This is a genomic window from Flavobacterium laiguense (assembly GCF_003097655.1).
GTDB lineage: Bacteria > Bacteroidota > Bacteroidia > Flavobacteriales > Flavobacteriaceae > Flavobacterium > Flavobacterium laiguense.
In genome coordinates this window covers 61,937-82,099 of record NZ_QCZH01000012.1, presented here as the reverse complement: position 1 = coordinate 82,099, position 20,163 = coordinate 61,937, and the positions used below count along the sequence as shown (strand labels likewise).

Sequence of the window (20,163 nt, the reverse complement as noted above, 5' to 3'; positions counted from 1 at the left end):
AGGGCCCCAACATACTTTACGCATATTCGAGCCCTTTCCTACTACTGTCAGGCTTCCCGATAGCTATCGGGACGCGCTACTTCGGTAGCTTGCTCCTATCCTTCACGCGCAACATCAGCAGATTAAGTTTTCGTTATTAGCATTTACAAAACATGATGATTTAAATATGCAATATCACACAAGTTTGTCATTTCGACGAAGGAGAAATCTCCGCAAGAAACTCGACAATCAAAAAGAATAACATTTTACATCACATCTCGCAAAGACAATATTATAGAATAGTATTATGGAGATCCTTCCTTCGTCAGGATGACAATTTTATGATAATTCGTTGTGCTGAAACTTTGGAACACTCTTTTGAACTTTTTCTATTTTTTATTCTCTCATTTCAAAATCTAAAGTCAAAAATCGTTAATCTTAAATCAAAAATCTAAATCGGCAATACCGTCGTACTCTTCACTTCCGAAATAATAAAAAAACTATTGATCAAGGATACTTCAGGCAAAACCGATAATTTTTTTTGATGAAAATGATGGTAACTTTCCATATCCGGAAGAACTATTTTAAGCATATAATCAAAACTTCCCGAAACAAAATTACATTCCACCACTTCGGGCAAATTCAAAATAGCTTGATTGAAACCATCCGATATATCAAAAGTCTGTCTAACCAAAGTTACTTGACAATAAACCGTCAGGTTTTTACCTAGCTTTTTTTTATTCAATATCGAAACATATTTCTCTATAACACCCTCTTTTTCAAGACGTTTCACTCGATCATGAACCGGTGTTAGAGACAAATTTATCTTGCTCGAAATGTCTTTTAAGGTCAAATGCGCATCTTCTTGCAGAAGTCGCAATATTTTTCTGTCAGTTTCATCTAAAATCATAACATAAAGGGATTCGTTAAAATTCAAATAATCCGATTAATTTTCTTTTTACAAATAAAAAAAACATCAAATACAGAATTATTTTATGCTAAATTACTAAATAAAAATAATATTTTCTTATTTTAAATCGATATGCGCTAAATTTTTCTTTATGCCTTAGATTTGTATTTCAATTTAGAAACAACAACTTAATACTATTGATATGATAATCGGTGTACCAAAAGAAATCAAGAATAACGAAAATCGTGTTGCTCTAACTCCAGCAGGTGTTGCTGAGATGAAAAACCACGGACATAGTGTTTACGTTCAAGCAACTGCAGGTGAAGGAAGCGGTTTTGAAGACGCAGAATATACTGCTGCCGGAGCTGTAATTTTACCTACTATTGAAGAGGTATATAGTATCGCCGAAATGATTATCAAAGTAAAAGAGCCAATAGCTTCTGAATACAATTTAATCAAAAAAGATCAATTACTTTTCACTTACTTCCACTTTGCATCATCAGAGCCATTAACTCATGCAATGATAGAGCGTCAAGCTGTTTGTTTGGCTTACGAAACAGTTGAAAAAACAGACCGTAGCTTACCATTATTGGTACCAATGTCTGAAGTAGCCGGTCGTATGGCGATTCAACAAGGTGCTAAATATCTTGAAAAACCATTAAAAGGAAGAGGAATTCTTCTTGGTGGTGTACCAGGTGTTCCTCCTGCTAAAGTATTAGTACTTGGTGGTGGAATCGTAGGAACTCAAGCAGCGAAAATGGCTGCAGGTTTAGGAGCTCATGTTACGATTATGGATGTGAGTTTAGCGCGTTTACGTTATTTAGATGACGTGATGCCAGCAAACGTCTCTACAATTATGTCTAATCATTACAACATCAGCAAAGCAATTACAGAGTCTGACCTAATTGTTGGTGCAGTATTAATTCCAGGAGCAAAAGCACCTCACTTAATCAAACGTGATATGCTTAAATTAATGCGTCCAGGAACTGTAGTTGTAGACGTAGCGGTAGATCAAGGAGGTTGTATCGAGACATGTACTCCTACAACTCACGAAAACCCAACTTTTATCATTGACGATATTGTACATTACTGTGTGGCAAATATGCCCGGTGCAGTTCCTTATACATCTACATTGGCACTTACAAATGCTACTTTACCTTATGCTTTACAATTGGCAAACAAAGGATGGGAAAAAGCATGTGCTGAAAACGAAGAATTAAACAAAGGATTAAACATTGCTAACGGAAAAATCCTTTACAAAGGAGTTGCTGATGCTTGGAACCTTCCTTTGAATTAAGAGTTAGTATTAAGAACCAGTTTCCTAATATTAAATAAGTGCTTACTACACTAGAAAAACCCGTTTTCGTCCTCAAGAAAACGGGTTTTCTGTTTTTTAAAAGCTAAAAAATCCGTCTCAATTTTACATGAGACGGATTTCTATATTTAAACTGCAATCTGAATTTACGTTCTGAATTCTCCAATCTAAATACTGAACACTGATTACTGAACACTGCCAACTTACCCCTTCGGTTTGGTCAAATAATACACCGGAATTCCCGTAAGCATAATCAAGACTCCCCAACCACAAGTAGAAAATTTAGTAAGCAACAGTCCCACACAAACTGCCGAAGCTATAATAATATACACTAAAGGCAAAAAAGGATATCCAAAAGCTTTATAAGGTCTATCGGCATCAGGCATTTTCTTTCTAAGAATAAAAATTCCATAAATCGTAAGAATATAAAAAATCAAAACAATGATGATTACAAAATCCAACAAATCGCCATATTTACCCGTCAAACACAATAGCGAAGCCCACAAACATTGAACCCATAAAGCCCATGCCGGCACACTTGCATCATTCAACTCTCCCGCTTTTTTTAGGAACAAACCATCTTTTGCCATCGTATAATACACTCTGGCTCCAGCCATAATTAATCCATTATTACACGCAAAAGTCGAAATCATAATCATCAACGCAATAATAATCGTCCCCATGTCTCCAAAGGTATATTGAGAAGCAACCACCGCTACCCTATCTGATTTTGCCGTTGCAATTTCTTGAAAAGGGATTACCGCAAGATACATTAAGTTGGTCAAGATATAAATAACCGTTACAATCAACGTTCCTAGAAACAAACTCAATCCTACATTGCGTTTTGGGTTTTTAATTTCCCCCGCAATAAAAGTAACTCCATTCCAAGCATCACTGGAGAATAAAGAACCCACCATGGCTGCCGATATTCCCGTTAACAAAGCCGTTCCTCCAATAGGCATCCACGAACCCTTTTCTACATCAAAAGCTCTTGAACTCCATGCGTCAGTCCAGTTGGCATTCCAAACATCCGCTTTGGCAGCCAGTATAAATCCAAAAATAATCAATCCGAAAAGCGACAAAATTTTAACAACCGTCAAAACTGTTTGAAGAGTCTTGCTATTCTTTACCCCACGGCTATTAATGTACGTCAATATCACAATCGTAATTATAGAAACTATTTGAGCAGCATTGAGTTTAAAACTACCTAATTCATACAATACATTTTCATCACTTAAAGGTGGGTATAAATAGGCGGCAAATTTAGAAAAACCTACCCCTACCGCTGCGATGGTACCCGTTTGAATTACCGCAAAGAAACTCCAGCCGTACAAAAAAGCAATTAACTTATTATAGGCTTCTTTGAGATAAACGTATTGTCCTCCTGCTTTTGGAAACATGGCACTCAATTCCCCGTAACTCACGGCAGCAATCATAGTAATCAATCCTGAGATCAGCCATATTAATATAAGCCAACCCGCTGATCCCACTTGTCTAGCGATATCGGCACTTACAATAAATATCCCAGATCCTATCATGGAACCTACTACAAGCATTGTTCCATCTAATAATCCTAATTCTTTTTTAAATTCTCCTGGTATGTTTTCTTCCATTTTTTTTTGGTTTATTTTTTTGGTTGGCTAAAGATATACTTTTTTTGGAAAAAGACTAACATTAGTCTTTACGCAAAGAAATTAAATCCTAAAAACAAAAAACTCTTAAGTTTCCTTAAGAGTCGTGCTGAATATATTTTTTCTAAAAGCTATTTAACTACTCGATTCACCTGCACAAAGTTGCGTTGATAATAAGACTCTTTAGTAGAGGAAATAATCACTCCAGAATGTGTAGCCGAATGAATGAATTTAATTTCGCCATCTAAAACCTCCACAACCATACCAACATGATTAATTCGACTTCTGCCGTTTGTTTTAAAGAAAATCAAATCTCCTTTTTGCGCCTTTTCGGTTTCGACTCTTTCTCCAAAACTAGATTGTTCAATAGATGATCTCGGTAATTTTATATCAAAACCCCCAAAAGTTGAACACATCAAACCAGAACAATCGAAACCAGCTTTTGAAGTTCCTCCACTACGGTATCTCGTCCCAATATTATCAGAAGCCGAAGCGATCAATTGATCGATTAAGTTTTCATTGGAGATCGTTATCGCAGAATTAGACTCTGTATCTTTAGTTTCAATCACTTCCTCATTAGCAACGGTTACAATAGTAGCATTTGGGACACGTATGGTAAGCTTAGAACCAACCAATATTTTTTGTTGAATGGCAGGATTTTGCTTTTCTAATACCCCTACTGTGATTCCATATTTCTTGGCAATACCGTATTTGGTTTCTTTTGGCAGTACCTCATGAATAACGTCTGTGCCTGTATTTTGAGTATCTGTCTCTATTTCTTTATCTTCTTTTGCGCTTTGTACAATAACTGGAATCGATTCTTTGTCTTCAGAGACAACAAATTTCCCTTCTAATTCCACATTGCTTGGAATCACAATCATTTGCCCAATACTCAATCCTTTCTTACCTATTTTCGGATTGGCCTCTTTCAATTCTTTTAATGTAATTGCGTATTGTCTTGCAATGACATACAAAGATTCTCCCGACTTAACCTTATGCGCCAATGGTGTTATTTCTTTCGGAGTAATAGTTTCAATTTCTTTTGTAGCTACTCTCTCTTTTTGCTCTATTTCTTTTTCCTTTACTTTTGTGGCTACTTCTTTATTCTCAGCAACTACAGCTACACTCGCTACTTCTTGAATTGTTTTTTCTTCGGCTACAACTGGTTCAAAAGGCAATTTACCATTACTCGGAATCGCAATCATTTGTCCAACACTCAATCCTTTTTTTCCTATTTTTGGATTGGCTTCATTTAATTCTTTAATGGTAACAGAGTACTGTTTGGCAATGGCATACAAAGATTCTTTAGGTTTCACTTGATGCATCAAGGGTGCAGTTTCGACAGTTTCGGAAGTGTTTTTATTGGATAGACTTGCAATTTCTTTTTTGGTCAATCCTACTGTTGGTATATTAATCGTTTGACCAATTTTTAAACCTTCCGCTTCTAATTGCGGATTAGCTTTATAAAGTAATTCGGTTGTTGTTTTATATAGTTTAACAATCCCGTAAAGTGTTTCCTTTGGTAAGACTTCGTGATTAATTTTTGTGCTCTTCTCAGGAACTGCAACCACTTTATTCGTTTTTTTAGTCTCCGAATTTGGAATCAATATTACCTGATTGAGTTGCAAGGTTTTTTTAGCATTTGGGTTTAGCTTGTAAATCGAAGTTGCAGAAACATTATATTTTTCAGCAATACTAGAAATTGTTTCCCCTTTTGCTATGCTATGTTTGATGTTTTTATCTTGCGAAAAAACACTAACACTACACAAAGTCAGGACAAAAACAATTACTCTAAAATACTTCATACATTTTTCAATTTCTACCTCATTTTTACAAATACAAGCGATTTCGAGGCGAATTATTGAATTTTGCTGTATTTTGTCTCTCAAAAATGATTTTTTTTCAAGATTTACAAATATAAGTTAATTGTTAGATTAGAAAGTTAAAGGATTACTAAAATTTTAAAAAACACAACAATTCCATCCTTTTTAAAGCATATCACAATCCATTAAAAGAATTCTATAAACTTAAATAAATAGAGATATAATGCAGTACAGTACCTAAAAGCACAAAGAAATGCCAAATAGTATGATAGTATCGTTTATCTCCTTTAACAAAAAAAATAAACACCAAAAGTATAACTTATTCCACCCGCAAGAATCCAGGCAAGCACAACTAAAGGAACAGTATGCCACAATGGTTTTATGACAAAAACAATCATCCAACCCATTACCAAATAAAGCAACATGGATACAAACTCAAATTGCTTGGAGCAAAAAATCTTAAAAATAGTGCCCAAAGCCACAATAGACCACATCACTCCAAGAAAAACAACCGCAGTATCGTGATTCAAATACCGCACCATGAGTGGAGTATACGTTCCTGCAATAAGGTAATATATGCTAATATGATCTGCAGTATTAAGCAGTCGTTTTGTCTTTCCGTTTTTAGTCAAATGATACAAAACCGAAGAAGTATACACCAATAACATTCCGACGCCAAAAGTAATAACGGATAATAGTGTAACTAAATTATGTTGTCTAGAAGCGGCCGCAATTACAAAAGGCATTGCTATCAAACAAAAAAGCACCCCTAGAATATGTGAAATTCCATTGGCTAATTCCTCACTTCGCGTTTGATCTCTATGCAACATTGTATTTGTTGTTTACAATCTACCTTCCAGTTCAAAATAAGATAACTCATTAAATTTAATCATTCTAATTTACGAAAAACATCTCAATTTTAAAACATTTAATTGAACAAAATATTTCATCATTTACAATTCTCATTGATTAACAATTACCGGTGTTGGGTCGTTTTCTTTGATTCTTACTCGACATGATTTTTCGATTTCAAGAACATTATTAACTCCCGAAATATAGATAATATCAGGTACGAACTTGTCTGGACTATTCTTTCTGCTTTCCATTTTTCCTGTTCTTAATTGAAACTCAATATCGCCAAGATTATTTTCATTGCTTAATTCTATATTCCCAGAAAAATGCTCCCAATCCGTTATTGTTATTTTATTGTTTAGACACTTGATTAATCTAGTTTCGGTCCCAACGAAATATCCTCCATTTTGAAACAAAGTATAAAATCCCCAAATAAGCATACTTAAACCAACTATCACAAACAATCCGATTATTAGCCCCGGCACCAATAATGGTTCCCAATTATCGATACTCCCAACAGTTGGTTCATCGTTTGTTTTAAAATGAACTTCCTTTCCTAAAAAAAGAGGTCCAAAAAATGCAATAACGAAAATACTTATGAACGCAGTCCAAACTATTCCAAATATTATTATTCCGTATGATTTGCTTTTTGGATAATTGCTTTTTGCTTTTACACAAAAATCTATTTTTTCATTAGCAATAAGATTTTTTAAATCAGCTGGAATTTCGATTGAATTCATTTCAATGTTTATGTTTTATTAGTAATTGGTTTTTCTTTAATTTCATTCAAAGAGATTTTATTTATTCTGGCTCATCGAGATTTACACTCCTATCTCGCAACTTCTTTTTAACAAATTGCACAACCATCGCAAACAACATCAATAACGTTATTAAAAAACTAAAAGCAAAAATCCCGACTGCTCCAGTAGCGCATTTATTTCCACTGCCAACAATACTTTTTATAGCCAAAAAGAAACTGAATAATGTTATGAGCACTTGAAGAATCAAACTAATCACACAGACAATAACAAAGCTTATGGATATTGAATTATTCAAGGATTTATTCCCAACAATAATCTGAAACCAAAAAGGAATAAACAATATTAAAATTGAAAGAAGTATTAGCATTATGCAATTAAATTTTAATTCTAAAACCAACAGTTAGCTTGTAAATTTATCAAAATTCCCTTATAGAGTATCAAAAAAAAATAAATTAATTTCAGTAAACTTTCAGAACCTTTCAACTACCTAATTTAAACATCAATAAACTCATAATCACAACAAAATATTATTATAAAAACCAATGCCCTAGCCCTGATGGAAGTGGAAAGCCTTATGAAGTAGCCTTGTATTTTTTCTTGATATAAAAGAGCGACCAGAGGAAGCTCCTTTTATATCTTAGAAAAAACAAGGATACGAATAAGCTTGAAGTGACAGCAGGATGAGCTCCTCATTTTTGCTAGCTTAGGACCAAAAAAAACTCCCAAGTTGCCTTGAGAGTTTTGACATAGAAACAGTTAATTACTTATGCGTTACTTGCAGCTGCAATTAAGTTTAATGCTGAACCTGCTTTGTACCAACCAATTTGTCCTTCGTTGTAGGTATGATTAGCCAAGATAGTATCTTTGCTTCCATCAGCGTGAACGAATTCTAACGTTAATGGTTTTCCTGGAGCGAAATCAACTAAATCAGTAAAGTTGATAGTATCATCTTCTTGAATTTTGTCGTAATCAGCCTCAGTAGCAAATGTCAATCCTAATAAACCTTGTTTTTTAAGGTTTGTTTCGTGGATACGGGCAAAAGATTTTACCAATACCGCTTTTACACCTAGGAAACGAGGCTCCATAGCGGCATGCTCACGAGAAGATCCTTCTCCGTAGTTGTGATCCCCAACAACAACAGAAGGAACACCAGCTGCTTTGTAGGCACGAGCTACTGCAGGAACTGCATCGTACTCGCCTGTCAATTGGTTTTTAACCGAATTGGCGTTTTGGTTGAATGCATTGATTGCACCAATCAACATATTGTTTGAGATATTATCTAAATGTCCACGGAAACGCAACCATGGTCCTGCCATTGAGATGTGGTCTGTAGTACATTTTCCGAAAGCTTTAATCAATAATTTAGACCCCGAAATATTTTTACCGTCCCAAGCATCAAATGGAGCCAATAATTGCAAACGATCTGAAGTTTCGCTTACGGCAATTTGAACGCTTGATCCGTCTTCGGCTGGTGCTTGAAAACCTGCGTCTTCAACAGCAAAACCTCTTTTTGGCAATTCATCACCAAACGGAGCATTTAACCTCACTTCTTCTCCTTTATCATTCAATAAAGTATCAGTCAACGGATTGAAATCCAATCTTCCTGAAATAGCCAGTGCAGCTACCATTTCTGGCGAAGTTACAAAAGCGTGTGTATTTGGGTTACCGTCGGCTCTTTTAGAGAAGTTACGGTTGAATGAATGTACGATAGTATTTTTCTCGCCTTTGTCAGCACCTGCTCTATCCCATTGTCCGATACATGGTCCACAAGCATTGGTAAATACTTTAGTTCCCATTTTTTCGAAAGTAGCGATGATACCGTCTCTTTCGATAGTGTAACGAATTTGCTCAGAACCTGGATTGATTCCGAATTCCGCTTTTGGAGTGATTCCGTGTTCAACGGCTTGGTTTACTATTGAAGCAGCACGAGCCATATCTTCGTAAGAAGAGTTGGTACAAGAACCAATTAATCCCCATTCTACTTTTATTGGCCATCCGTTTGCAGCAGCTTCCGCTTTCATTTTAGAAACTGGAGTTCCGCGGTCTGGTGTAAAAGGTCCGTTAATATGTGGTTCTAATTCAGATAAGTTGATTTCGATAAGTTGGTCAAAATACTGTTCTGGATTAGCATATACTTCTGGATCTGCAGTCAAGTAAGAAGCCACTTTATCAGCAGCATCCACTACATCCTGACGCCCAGTAGCAGCCAAATATCTACGCATCGAATCATCGTAACCAAATGTAGACGTAGTAGCGCCAATTTCAGCACCCATATTACAGATAGTTCCTTTTCCTGTACAAGACATGTTCAAAGCACCTTCTCCAAAATATTCAACAATAGCTCCTGTCCCCCCTTTTACGGTAAGAATATCGGCCACTTTAAGGATAACATCTTTTGGCGCAGTCCAACCCGATAATTTTCCGGTCAATTTTACTCCTATTAATTTAGGGAATTTCAATTCCCAAGACATTCCAGACATTACATCTACAGCATCAGCACCACCAACACCAATTGCTAGCATTCCTAATCCACCTGCATTTACAGTATGAGAATCGGTACCAATCATCATTCCACCTGGGAAAGCGTAGTTTTCTAAAACAATTTGGTGAATAATTCCTGATCCTGGCTTCCAAAAACCAATACCGTATTTATTTGAAACTGAAGATAGGAAATCAAAAACTTCTTTTGACTGTGTATTTGCTACCGCTAAATCTGTAGAAGCACCAACTTTGGCCTGGATCAAGTGATCACAGTGAACCGTTGTAGGAACTGCTGCCTTTGATTTACCAGCATGCATAAATTGCAACAATGCCATTTGAGCTGTTGCATCTTGACAAGCCACTCTATCTGGTGCAAAATCAACATAATCCACTCCTCTTCCATAAGCTTGCTTTGCAGTTCCATCCCAAAGATGGCTGTACAAAATCTTCTCAGTCAAAGAAAGTGGACGACCAACAATCTCACGTGCAGCATCAACACGAGTTTTCATGTTGTCGTACACTTTTTTAATCATTTCAATATCAAAAGCCATAAGATTTATATATAATTGTTACTATTCTATTTTTAAACATACAAGATACAAAAAAATAGAGTATAAAAAAAAGCCTGAGTCTAGTGACTCAGGCTTTTAAATTATAATTAACTAATTATGTGAATTATTTAACTAATAACTTATGAGAAGGCGCAAACTTAGTTAGGTTGATCCCTTCTACTGCAGTTTTATATTCTTCTATTGTTGGAGTTCTACCAAGTATTGTAGATAAAACCACGACTGGTGTAGAAGAAAGTAATGACTCTCCCTTTTTACCCTCAGTATCTTCTACAACTCTTCCTTGGAAAAGACGTGTAGATGTTGCCATTACAGTATCCCCTTTAGCAGCTTTTTCCTGGTTACCCATACAAAGATTACAACCTGGACGCTCTAAGTATAGCATCTTTTCGTATGAAGTACGTGCCGCAGCTTTAGGAACGTTATCGTCGAACTCAAAACCAGAATATTTTTGTAAAATTTCCCAGTCACCTTCTGCTTTTAGTTCATCAACAATATTATAAGTGGGAGGAGCTACAACTAGTGGCGCTTTGAACTCTACTTTACCTTCTTGCTCATCAATGTTCTTAAGCATTTGAGCAAGGATTTTCATATCTCCTTTGTGAACCATACAAGATCCGATAAATCCAAGATCTACTTTTTTAACCCCTCCATAGAAAGATAAAGGTCTAATGGTATCATGAGTATATCTTTTTGAAACATCAGCATTATTCACATCAGGGTCAGCAATCATTGGCTCAGCAATCTGATCAAGATCTACAACAACTTCAGCATAATACTTAGCATTTGCATCTGGTCTTAGAGCAGGTTTCTCGCCTGATATAATCTCAGCAATTCTCTTATCAGCAATAGCAATCAATCCTTTAAGAACTTGATTTGCATTATCCATTCCTTTGTCAATCATAATCTGAATTCTACCCTTTGCCATCTCTAGCGATTCGATCAAGGTATCATCCTCAGAAATACAGATAGAAGCTTTCGCCTTCATTTCTGCAGTCCAGTCCGTAAACGTAAATGCTTGATCCGCATTAAGAGTTCCTAAGTGAACCTCAATAATTCGTCCTTGAAATACATTCTCTCCACCAAAAGTTTTAAGCATCTGAGATTGTGTAGCATGGACCACATCACGGAAATCCATATAACTTTTCATATCTCCTTTGAACGTTACCTTTACTGATTCAGGAATTGGCATTGAAGCTTCACCAGTAGCCAATGCAAGAGCAACAGTTCCTGAATCAGCACCAAAAGCAACACCTTTAGACATTCTTGTATGAGAGTCACCACCGATGATGATAGCCCACTCATTCACAGTTATATCATTAAGTACTTTGTGAATTACATCAGTCATTGAGTGATAAACACCTTTCGGATCACGAGCTGTAATCAATCCGAAATCGTTCATAAATTTCATTAATCTTGGGATGTTCGCCTTAGACTTATTATCCCAAACTGAAGCAGTATGACAACCTGATTGGTACGCACCGTCAACGATTGGAGAAATCACAGTAGCAGCCATAGATTCCAATTCCTGAGAAGTCATAAGACCTGTTGTATCTTGTGAACCAACAATATTTACGGTAACACGAACATCTGAACCAGCATGTAAAACTTTACCTGGAGTTGTTCCAACCGCATTTTTATTAAATATTTTCTCTACAGCTGTAAGACCTTGTCCTTCAACAGAAACCTCTTTTGACGGTGCGTATACAGGTACGATATCAATACCAAGAGTCTTTGATGCAAATGTTTGTAATTTTTTTCCAAATACAATAGCATATGACCCACCAGCTTTTATAAACTCAATTTTCTGAGGCGTAAATGCCTTAGAAATATCTATCAATTCTTTATCGCCATTATAAAGTTTCTTTTTCTTTGTGTTGATTGTAAGAACAGTACCAGTAGCAACAGAGTAAACTTCTTCTAGAATAGGATCACCACTTTCATTACGAAGAACGCTACCATTTTCATCTGTTTTTTTTACCCAGTTTTTAAGGTCAAGACCAATACCACCAGTAACATCAACAGTTGTTAGGAAAATCGGAGAAATACCGTTTGTTCCTGCAACGATTGGAGCAATATTAATAAATGGAACATATGGACTCGCTTGTTTACCACTCCAAAGTGCCACGTTGTTTACACCTGACATTCTTGAAGAACCCACGCCCATAGTCCCTTTTTCAGCGATTAACATCACGCTCTTATCAGGATTCGCTTCTGCTAATGCTTTGATTTCAGCTTGTGCTTCAGGAGAAATTAAACATTTTCCATGAAGTTCTCGATCTGATCTTGAGTGCGCTTGGTTTCCTGGAGAAAGTAAATCAGTTGAAATATCTCCTTCACCAGCAATAAAAGCAACTACCTTAATTTCTTCTGCTATTTCCGGTAATTTAGTAAAAAACTCAGCCTTAGCATAGCTCTCTAAAATAGCCGCAGCGATTTCATTACCGCTTTTGAAAGCTACTTCTAAACGATCCGTATCTGCTTCATAAAGAAAAACTTGTGTCTTTAAAACTTCTGCAGCATCTTTCGCAATAGCTACATCATTACCTAAAGCTAAATCAAGTAATACCTTTATCGAAGTTCCACCTTTCATATGTGATAATAATTCTAAAGCAAAAGCAGGCGTAATTTCAGCAACTACTGATTGACCTAGAACGATTTCTTTTAAAAAATCAGCTTTTACATTAGCAGCAGGAGTAGTTCCAGGCACAACATTATAAATAAAGAAGTTAAGAGAATCTGCTCTGTAGTCGTTATTTAAATCTTTAATTTGCGCAATGATTTCGCTTAATAATTCAGCGCCATCAATTGGTTTAGGGTGAAGCCCTTGACCTTTTCTTTCTTCGATTTCTTTAATGTAATCGCTATAAGTCATAATGATATCTTTTCAATGTTATATGGCAAATTCCTTTATTATTTAAAAATAAAAAAGCCATAATAATAAGTGTTTTATTTTTTTGTGTTGCAAATTTAATAATTAAAGACGAGAATTTAAAAACATTTAATAGAAGTCGCCTTTTGAAAAATTATTATTGCAAAATAATCATTTTACATGAATTATATTGAAATAAAATCGAAATTACGTCTTTAAATTACGAAAACTATAATTTAAAATCCATTTTACAACAAAACTACAACGATTGATTAAAAAAAAAAACCGCATTCTTTTCAGAAAGCGGTATTTAGTAAAAAATAGTATCGTAAAATACTTATATCAGTTTTGAGATTATCATTTCTTCCGTAATTCCCTCGGCGTCGGCCTTGTAGTTTTTAATAATCCTATGACGCAATATTCCGATAGCAACTGCTTTTACATCTTCTATATCCGGCGAAAATTTACCTTGAAAAGCAGCATTGGCTTTGGCAGCCAAAATCAAATTCTGCGAAGCCCTTGGTCCCGCACCCCAATCCAAATAATTTTTCACAAACTCATTTGAAAGCACATTATCCGGACGCGTTTTACTTACCAGTGTAACCGCATATTCTACCACATTATCCGCAACGGGAATACGACGAATCAAATGTTGAAAATCAATAATTTCTTGAGCCGTAAACAATGGATTCACAACATTCTCTGAATCCGAAGTCGTACGTTTTACCACTTGAACTTCTTCTTCAAAAGAAGGATATTCCAGTTTTACAGCAAACATAAACCGATCCAATTGAGCTTCAGGCAAAGGATAAGTTCCCTCCTGCTCAATAGGATTTTGAGTAGCCAATACAAAATAAGGTAAACTCAATTTGCGATTTTCTCCAGCAATCGTCACCGAACGCTCCTGCATCGCTTCCAACAAAGCAGCTTGTGTTTTTGGTGGCGTTCTATTGATTTCATCAGCCAATATAATATTCGAAAAAATCGGTCCTTTTATAAATTTAAACTGCCTAGTTTCATCTAATATTTCACTCCCTAATATATCCGAAGGCATTAAGTCCGGTGTAAATTGTATCCTCTTAAAGTCAAGTCCTAAGGCTTGCGCCAAAGTGTTTACCAACAATGTCTTTGCTAAACCTGGAACTCCAACCAACAAAGCATGACCTCCAGAAAAAATACAAAGCAAAATCTGATCAACGACAGCTTCTTGCCCCACAATAATTTTTGCAATTTCTTTTTTTAGTTCTTTACGTTTTTGAACTAAATTCTGTATTGCTGCTACATCTGACATTTTGCGCTATATTTAAATTAAAAAAGAGTTAGTACTATGAAATCATAAAACTAACTCTTTTTATTTATTTAATGAAAATTATTTTTTTAACCAATTGTTCGCAAAAGCGCAATCTCTATACTCTCCCACAATTTTTATATAGGTATCTTTAATTTTTGTATCAAACCATTTTCCAATAGCTTTAATTTGCTTTTCCTTCAATGCCAGATCTTTAATCTTGATATAATCTTTAGCATAATCCGCAGTATGCGCATCAATTCTATTGGTTACAATCATAATTTTATAATCTTTTTTTCCTTGTTCATCCTCTAAAAATGGCAAAGAAATTTCATTGTCTTTTAAATTAGACACTTGACCATAAATTTTAGGATCCATTTTTGTCAATTCAAAACGAGTATCTTGCGTTTTGGTATTCACCAATGCCCCACCATTTGTTTTTGTTTCTTTTTCATCAGACATCGTTCTTGCCGCTTCCGCAAAAGTAATCTCTTTGTCCATGATCTTTTTACGGATTAAAGTAATTTTCTCTTTGGCTTCTTTCAAAGACTCTTGGGTAACTGCTGGGCTTATCAAAATATGTCTCAACTCAATTTCCTGACCTTTGATTTTTTCTACATAAATAATATGATACCCAAAAGTAGTTTCAAAAGGTTCTGAAATTTCACCTTCGGCAAGACCAAAAGCCACATCCTTAAACTCTTTGACAAAAGGAGTTTTACGGTTCATTTTATAATACCCTCCGTTTTTACTGGAGCCTGGATCTTCAGAATACAATACTGCTTTGGTTGCAAAACTTGCCCCCTCAAGACATTCTTTTCTAAAACCATTCAATTTATCAATTACTTTTTGCTTATCAGCATCCGTAACTTTAGGTTTAATCACAATCTGCGCTACTTCTAATTCAGCACCAAAAACAGGCAAATCGGCAACTGGTATTTTTTTAAAGAACTCACGAACCTCTTCTGGGGTAATCTCTACTTTATCAACAATCTTCTTTTGCATTTCTCCAGTAAGCTTCTGCTCTTTCAACACATCAAAGAAATAGGTTCTAAACTCCTCTTCCGAATCTTTTTGATAATACGCCACTACTTTTTCCATAGAACCAATTTGTTCTACCATATAGTTTAGCCTTTCATCCATCATCCCTTTTACCTCGGCATCACTAACAATAACACTATCTTGTACCGCTTGATGCGCATATAGTTTATCTTCCAATAGCTTTCCTAAAACCTGACATCTTGTAATATCCTTAACAGATCCGCCTTGACTTGAAATTTCAAGAAATGATTTATCGATATCCGAATCCAAAATAATATAATCCCCAACTGTAGCAACAACGCCATCGATTTTTAATTTTTTTCCAGACGGAACAGCTGTCTTCGTCACAACAACGCTGTCTTTAATAATTTCTTGCGCATCTACAAAAGAAAAAAACAAAAGAAAAAAAGTTAACACAACTTTATTGGCTACGGAATTCATCAATACAATTTTTAAAGGCATTTTTTATAATTTATATTATTCTAAAAAAAAATCGTTCCGAAAAAAAAGCATACCATCTAATACACAATGCTTTAAAACAAAACAACACATTTAATTTTAAGTTTCAAACAATTAAAATGAATTAATTCAGCAAAATACTTACAATTCCTAAAACTTAAACCGAACAAAAATAACAATTCGAATGCATTAAACAAGTTTCCACACTAGTATTAACAAAAAATTATTAAGTTCCTTTGCTGACTTCATTTTTTCCGTGAAATAGCTTTAAAAACCAATTCATCATTAAACATTTCAATTACTTAAAAAACCTTCACTTTCAAACATTTCAAAGTGTTTTTATATTCTATGATTCCCTAATCCAGACTATATCGATTTACAAACAAAGATTTTAAAAAAGTTAAGTTTTTGCAACTATTCAGCAAAAAATTATTAGATCTATTTCATTCGGGTTCCAATTTACGACACCTCTTATTTTTCGAATCAATTTACTACACCATATTACGTTTTACAAAATTCTAATTTTTTCGCATAATAAAAGTAAATTTCATAATTGAATCTGCAATTTACAGAATAATATGTTTTTACGTTTTTCTATTAAAAAGAAGCAAATAAAAAAACAATTATTAAATAATACTCATAAAACTTACAATTTAAACAAGTTACACCAAGTTTTAAACACTACAACGTAATAGTAAGCGAATAAAAAAAATCAATTATTGACCATCTAAAAATACACATACATTAGCAAAAAAAAAACCTAATATCCTGCCAATTAAGAGTATTGATTAAATTTTACCTAGGTAATTACCTAATCCGTTTAAGCGAAACAAAGAATTATTCAGAAATCTAAATTCCAACAAAGAATACAAAAAATTAACACAACAACCAAACCTCAATTATTAACCAAAATCACTATTTTAATGAAAACACAAAATTTAAAGATTTATTTCTTAACCGCTTTAACCATCGGTTTCTATTCTTGTAACTCGAACGAGGATTCTACAAAAGAAGCTTCAATCGCTGAAGTGCATGATCAAATAGTTAACGTGACCCATCACGATGGTCGCCCCTTTAGTACGGGTAAAACAACTAACTCCCTAACAGGTAAATATGTTGCAAATCCTGGCGGAGGAGTAATGATGCAAGCCTTTTACTGGGATGTTCCCGCAGGAGGAACTTGGTGGGATACCGTTAGCACTAAAGTAACAGAATGGTCGAATGCAGGAATTGGATCCATCTGGTTACCTCCAGCATCAAAAGCACAAAATGGAGCCTTCTCAATGGGATATGATCCTACCGATTATTTTGATTTTGGGGATTTCAATCAAAATGGCTCTACAGAAACTAGATTTGGTTCAAAAACAGAATTGGTAAGCTTAATCACCAAAGCACATACTGAAAACATGCAAGTATATGCAGATATTGTAATCAATCATAACAGCGGAGGAGCTTCTGAAAGCAATCCATTTACAGGAACCAATACTTGGACCAATTTCACTGGAGTGGCTTCAGGAAAATTCCCAAGAACGTATGCTGATTTTTACAAAAATTCCTTCGGAAATAATGACGAAGGCGCATTTGGCGGATTCCCAGATTTGTGTCATGCTGCTCCAAATGTGCAGGATTGGCTTTGGAAAAGAGCAGATGGCGTAGGTAAATATTATAAAAACACCATGAAATTCGATGGATGGAGATTTGACTACGTAAAAGGTTTTGGTACTTGGGTAGTAAAAGACTGGAATGCCAATGTAGGTGGATTTTCTGTTGGTGAATTATGGGATTCTAACGTAAACACATTAGAATGGTGGGCAAATAACGCCAACAGTTCCGTATTCGACTTTGCGTGTTACTACAAAATGAATGATGCATTTGATGGCAACAACCTTAATTTACTTAATGATGATATGATGTGGAAAAGAAACCCATACAAAGCGGTTACTTTTGTCACTAATCACGACACGGATGAAATTTGGACTAAAGAATTGGCTTATGCTTATATTCTAACACACGAAGGTTATCCAACCATTTTTTACAGAGATTACGAAGAATGGTTGAATAAAACCAAACTAAACAACCTTATCTGGATTCACAACCAGAAGGCTACTGGAACCACTTCTATTTTATATACTGATAATGACGAATACATTGCCAGAAGAAATGGATACAATGGAAATCCCGGATTGGTAGTTTATATAAACAATTCTGACACATGGCAAGAAAGATGGATTCAAACCAATTGGACCAATGCTCAAATTAAAGATTTTACAGGAAATTCAACTTGGTTTCCCACAACCCAAGGTGACAAATGGGTAAAAATTCAATGTCCGCCAAAAGGATATAGTGTTTGGTCTATTAATATGTAAAACCTAAAACACAATAACAATTCCCGAGAGGCTGTCACAAAAAGACAGCCTCTTTTTTTTCTTTTATGCTATTGCTAACACAAACTAAGCGATCTTAAAGCAATTAGAACTAATAACCAAGAAGTCAACATTCACAATTAGATTCTACATTTTTTTTAATTGGCATTTATAAATAGTACTTTTGCAAACTATTTATATAAAATATGAGTTTTTTAAAAGAAATACAACGAAGAAGGACATTTGGAATCATCTCACATCCCGATGCCGGAAAGACAACACTAACTGAAAAATTGCTTCTTTTTGGAGGTGCTATTCAAGAAGCTGGTGCAGTTAAGAACAATAAAATAAAAAAAGGAGCTACGAGCGATTTCATGGAAATTGAGCGTCAGAGAGGAATTTCTGTTTCTACCTCTGTTTTAGCCTTTAACTACAAAGAGAAAAAAATAAACATTCTTGATACTCCCGGTCACAAGGATTTTGCCGAAGATACTTTTAGAACGCTAACTGCCGTTGATAGCGTTATCGTAGTTATTGACGTTGCCAAAGGGGTCGAGGAACAAACCGAAAAATTGGTTGCCGTATGTAGAATGCGAAAAATTCCAATCATTGTTTTTATTAACAAATTGGACCGTGAAGGGAAAGATGCTTTTGACTTAATGGATGAAGTAGAGCAAAAACTTGGACTTACCGTTACACCTCTAAGCTTTCCTATCGGAATGGGGTATGACTTTCAAGGAATTTACAATCTTTGGGAACAAAACATCAATTTATTCAGCGGAGACAGCAGAAAAAATATTGAGGAAACCATTGCTTTTTCGGATGTTCAAAACCCTGAATTAGAAAAAATAATTGGTCAAAAACCTGCAGATAGACTTCGAGAAGAATTGGAATTGATCGATGAAGTATATCCAAAATTCGACCGTCAAGATTATTTGGATGGAAAACTACAACCTGTATTTTTTGGTTCTGCCTTAAATAATTTTGGGGTTCGAGAATTGTTGGATTGCTTCGTTACCATTGCACCATCCCCTAGACCTAAAGACTCTGAAACCAGACTAGTAGATCCAAAAGAAGAAAAAATGTCTGGTTTTGTATTTAAAATCCATGCCAACATGGACCCAAAACACAGGGACAGATTAGCTTTTATAAAAATTGTTTCGGGTACTTTTGAAAGAAACAAACCGTATTACCATGTTCGTCAAAAAAAGAATTTGAAATTCTCAAGTCCAAATGCTTTCTTCGCTGAAAAGAAGGAGATCGTAGACATCTCTTATCCTGGAGATATCGTAGGATTACATGATACTGGTAATTTTAAAATTGGAGACACGTTGACCGAAGGGGAAATCATGAGTTTCAAAGGAATACCAAGTTTCTCTCCGGAACACTTTAGATACATCAATAATGCCGACCCAATGAAAGCCAAACAGCTCGACAAAGGAGTTGACCAACTAATGGATGAAGGTGTAGCACAATTGTTTACCTTAGAAATGAACAACCGTAAAATCATTGGAACCGTTGGAGCATTACAATATGAAGTAATTCAATACCGTTTAGAGCATGAATATGGCGCTAAATGTACCTACGAGAATTTTCCTGTTCACAAAGCGTGTTGGGTTAAACCAAATGACGTAAAAAGTGATGAGTTTAAAGAATTTAGAAGAATCAAACAAAAGTTCTTAGCTCATGATAAATACGGCCAACTAGTATTTCTTGCTGATTCTGATTTTACGATTCAAATGACACAAAATAAATACCCAAATGTCAAATTATTTTTCACATCTGAATTTGAATAATCAAGAAGACATAGAATCATAAA

Annotated in this window: 13 protein-coding genes; 3 read left to right on the top strand and 10 right to left on the bottom strand. The window is 35.1% G+C overall.

Annotated features, from left to right (window positions below; all coding sequences use genetic code 11):
• Window positions 1–430 precede the first annotated feature (430 nt).
• The gene (locus DB891_RS11390; RefSeq protein WP_116763623.1) at window positions 431–889 is read right to left on the bottom strand and encodes an Lrp/AsnC family transcriptional regulator; all 459 of its coding nucleotides are present in this window, start codon (window positions 887–889) and stop codon (window positions 431–433) included.
• Window positions 890–1,091: 202 nt separating this feature from the next.
• Here DB891_RS11390 and ald point away from each other — a divergent pair, with 202 nt between their 5' ends.
• Window positions 1,092–2,186 (top strand): alanine dehydrogenase, encoded by a 1,095-nt coding sequence (gene ald / locus DB891_RS11385; protein WP_116763621.1) that lies wholly within the window; start codon window positions 1,092–1,094, stop codon window positions 2,184–2,186.
• Window positions 2,187–2,407: 221 nt separating this feature from the next.
• On the opposite strand, the gene DB891_RS11380 is transcribed toward ald, so the two are convergent.
• From DB891_RS11380 to DB891_RS11340, 9 genes are all read right to left on the bottom strand, one after another.
• The gene (locus tag DB891_RS11380) at window positions 2,408–3,817 is read right to left on the bottom strand and encodes an APC family permease (RefSeq protein WP_116763619.1); all 1,410 of its coding nucleotides are present in this window, start codon (window positions 3,815–3,817) and stop codon (window positions 2,408–2,410) included.
• Window positions 3,818–3,966: 149 nt separating this feature from the next.
• Window positions 3,967–5,640: a peptidoglycan endopeptidase gene (locus tag DB891_RS11375; protein WP_116763614.1), complete on the bottom strand. Its 1,674-nt coding sequence runs from the start codon at window positions 5,638–5,640 to the stop codon at window positions 3,967–3,969.
• 305 nt (window positions 5,641–5,945) lie between these two features.
• Complete coding sequence (gene trhA, locus DB891_RS11370) at window positions 5,946–6,488, bottom strand: PAQR family membrane homeostasis protein TrhA (protein ID WP_116763612.1); 543 nt, start codon at window positions 6,486–6,488, stop codon at window positions 5,946–5,948.
• 132 nt (window positions 6,489–6,620) lie between these two features.
• Window positions 6,621–7,250, bottom strand: coding sequence for a hypothetical protein (locus tag DB891_RS11365; protein ID WP_116763610.1), 630 nt, complete (start codon window positions 7,248–7,250; stop codon window positions 6,621–6,623).
• A 61-nt stretch (window positions 7,251–7,311) separates the two neighbouring features.
• A complete protein-coding gene (locus DB891_RS11360) occupies window positions 7,312–7,638 on the bottom strand; it encodes a hypothetical protein (protein ID WP_116763608.1) in 327 nt (108 codons plus the stop codon).
• Between the two features lie 397 nt (window positions 7,639–8,035).
• Window positions 8,036–10,303 carry an aconitate hydratase gene (locus DB891_RS11355; RefSeq protein WP_116763606.1) on the bottom strand — a complete coding sequence of 756 codons (2,268 nt, stop codon included), beginning with the start codon at window positions 10,301–10,303 and terminating at the stop codon, window positions 8,036–8,038.
• 124 nt (window positions 10,304–10,427) lie between these two features.
• Complete coding sequence (locus DB891_RS11350; protein ID WP_116763604.1) at window positions 10,428–13,199, bottom strand: bifunctional aconitate hydratase 2/2-methylisocitrate dehydratase; 2,772 nt, start codon at window positions 13,197–13,199, stop codon at window positions 10,428–10,430.
• Window positions 13,200–13,530: 331 nt separating this feature from the next.
• Entirely contained in the window at window positions 13,531–14,484 is a 954-nt protein-coding gene (locus tag DB891_RS11345) for an AAA family ATPase (protein ID WP_116763602.1), read from the bottom strand.
• A gap of 78 nt (window positions 14,485–14,562) precedes the next feature.
• Window positions 14,563–15,984: a peptidylprolyl isomerase gene (locus tag DB891_RS11340; RefSeq protein WP_116763600.1), complete on the bottom strand. Its 1,422-nt coding sequence runs from the start codon at window positions 15,982–15,984 to the stop codon at window positions 14,563–14,565.
• A gap of 920 nt (window positions 15,985–16,904) precedes the next feature.
• Between DB891_RS11340 and DB891_RS11335 the strand changes: the two genes are divergently transcribed.
• Window positions 16,905–18,347, top strand: coding sequence for an alpha-amylase (locus DB891_RS11335; RefSeq protein ID WP_116763598.1), 1,443 nt, complete (start codon window positions 16,905–16,907; stop codon window positions 18,345–18,347).
• 203 nt (window positions 18,348–18,550) lie between these two features.
• Window positions 18,551–20,140, top strand: a complete 1,590-nt coding sequence (locus DB891_RS11330) for a peptide chain release factor 3 (protein WP_116763596.1) — start codon at window positions 18,551–18,553, stop codon at window positions 20,138–20,140.
• The last annotated feature ends 23 nt before the right edge of the window (window positions 20,141–20,163 follow it).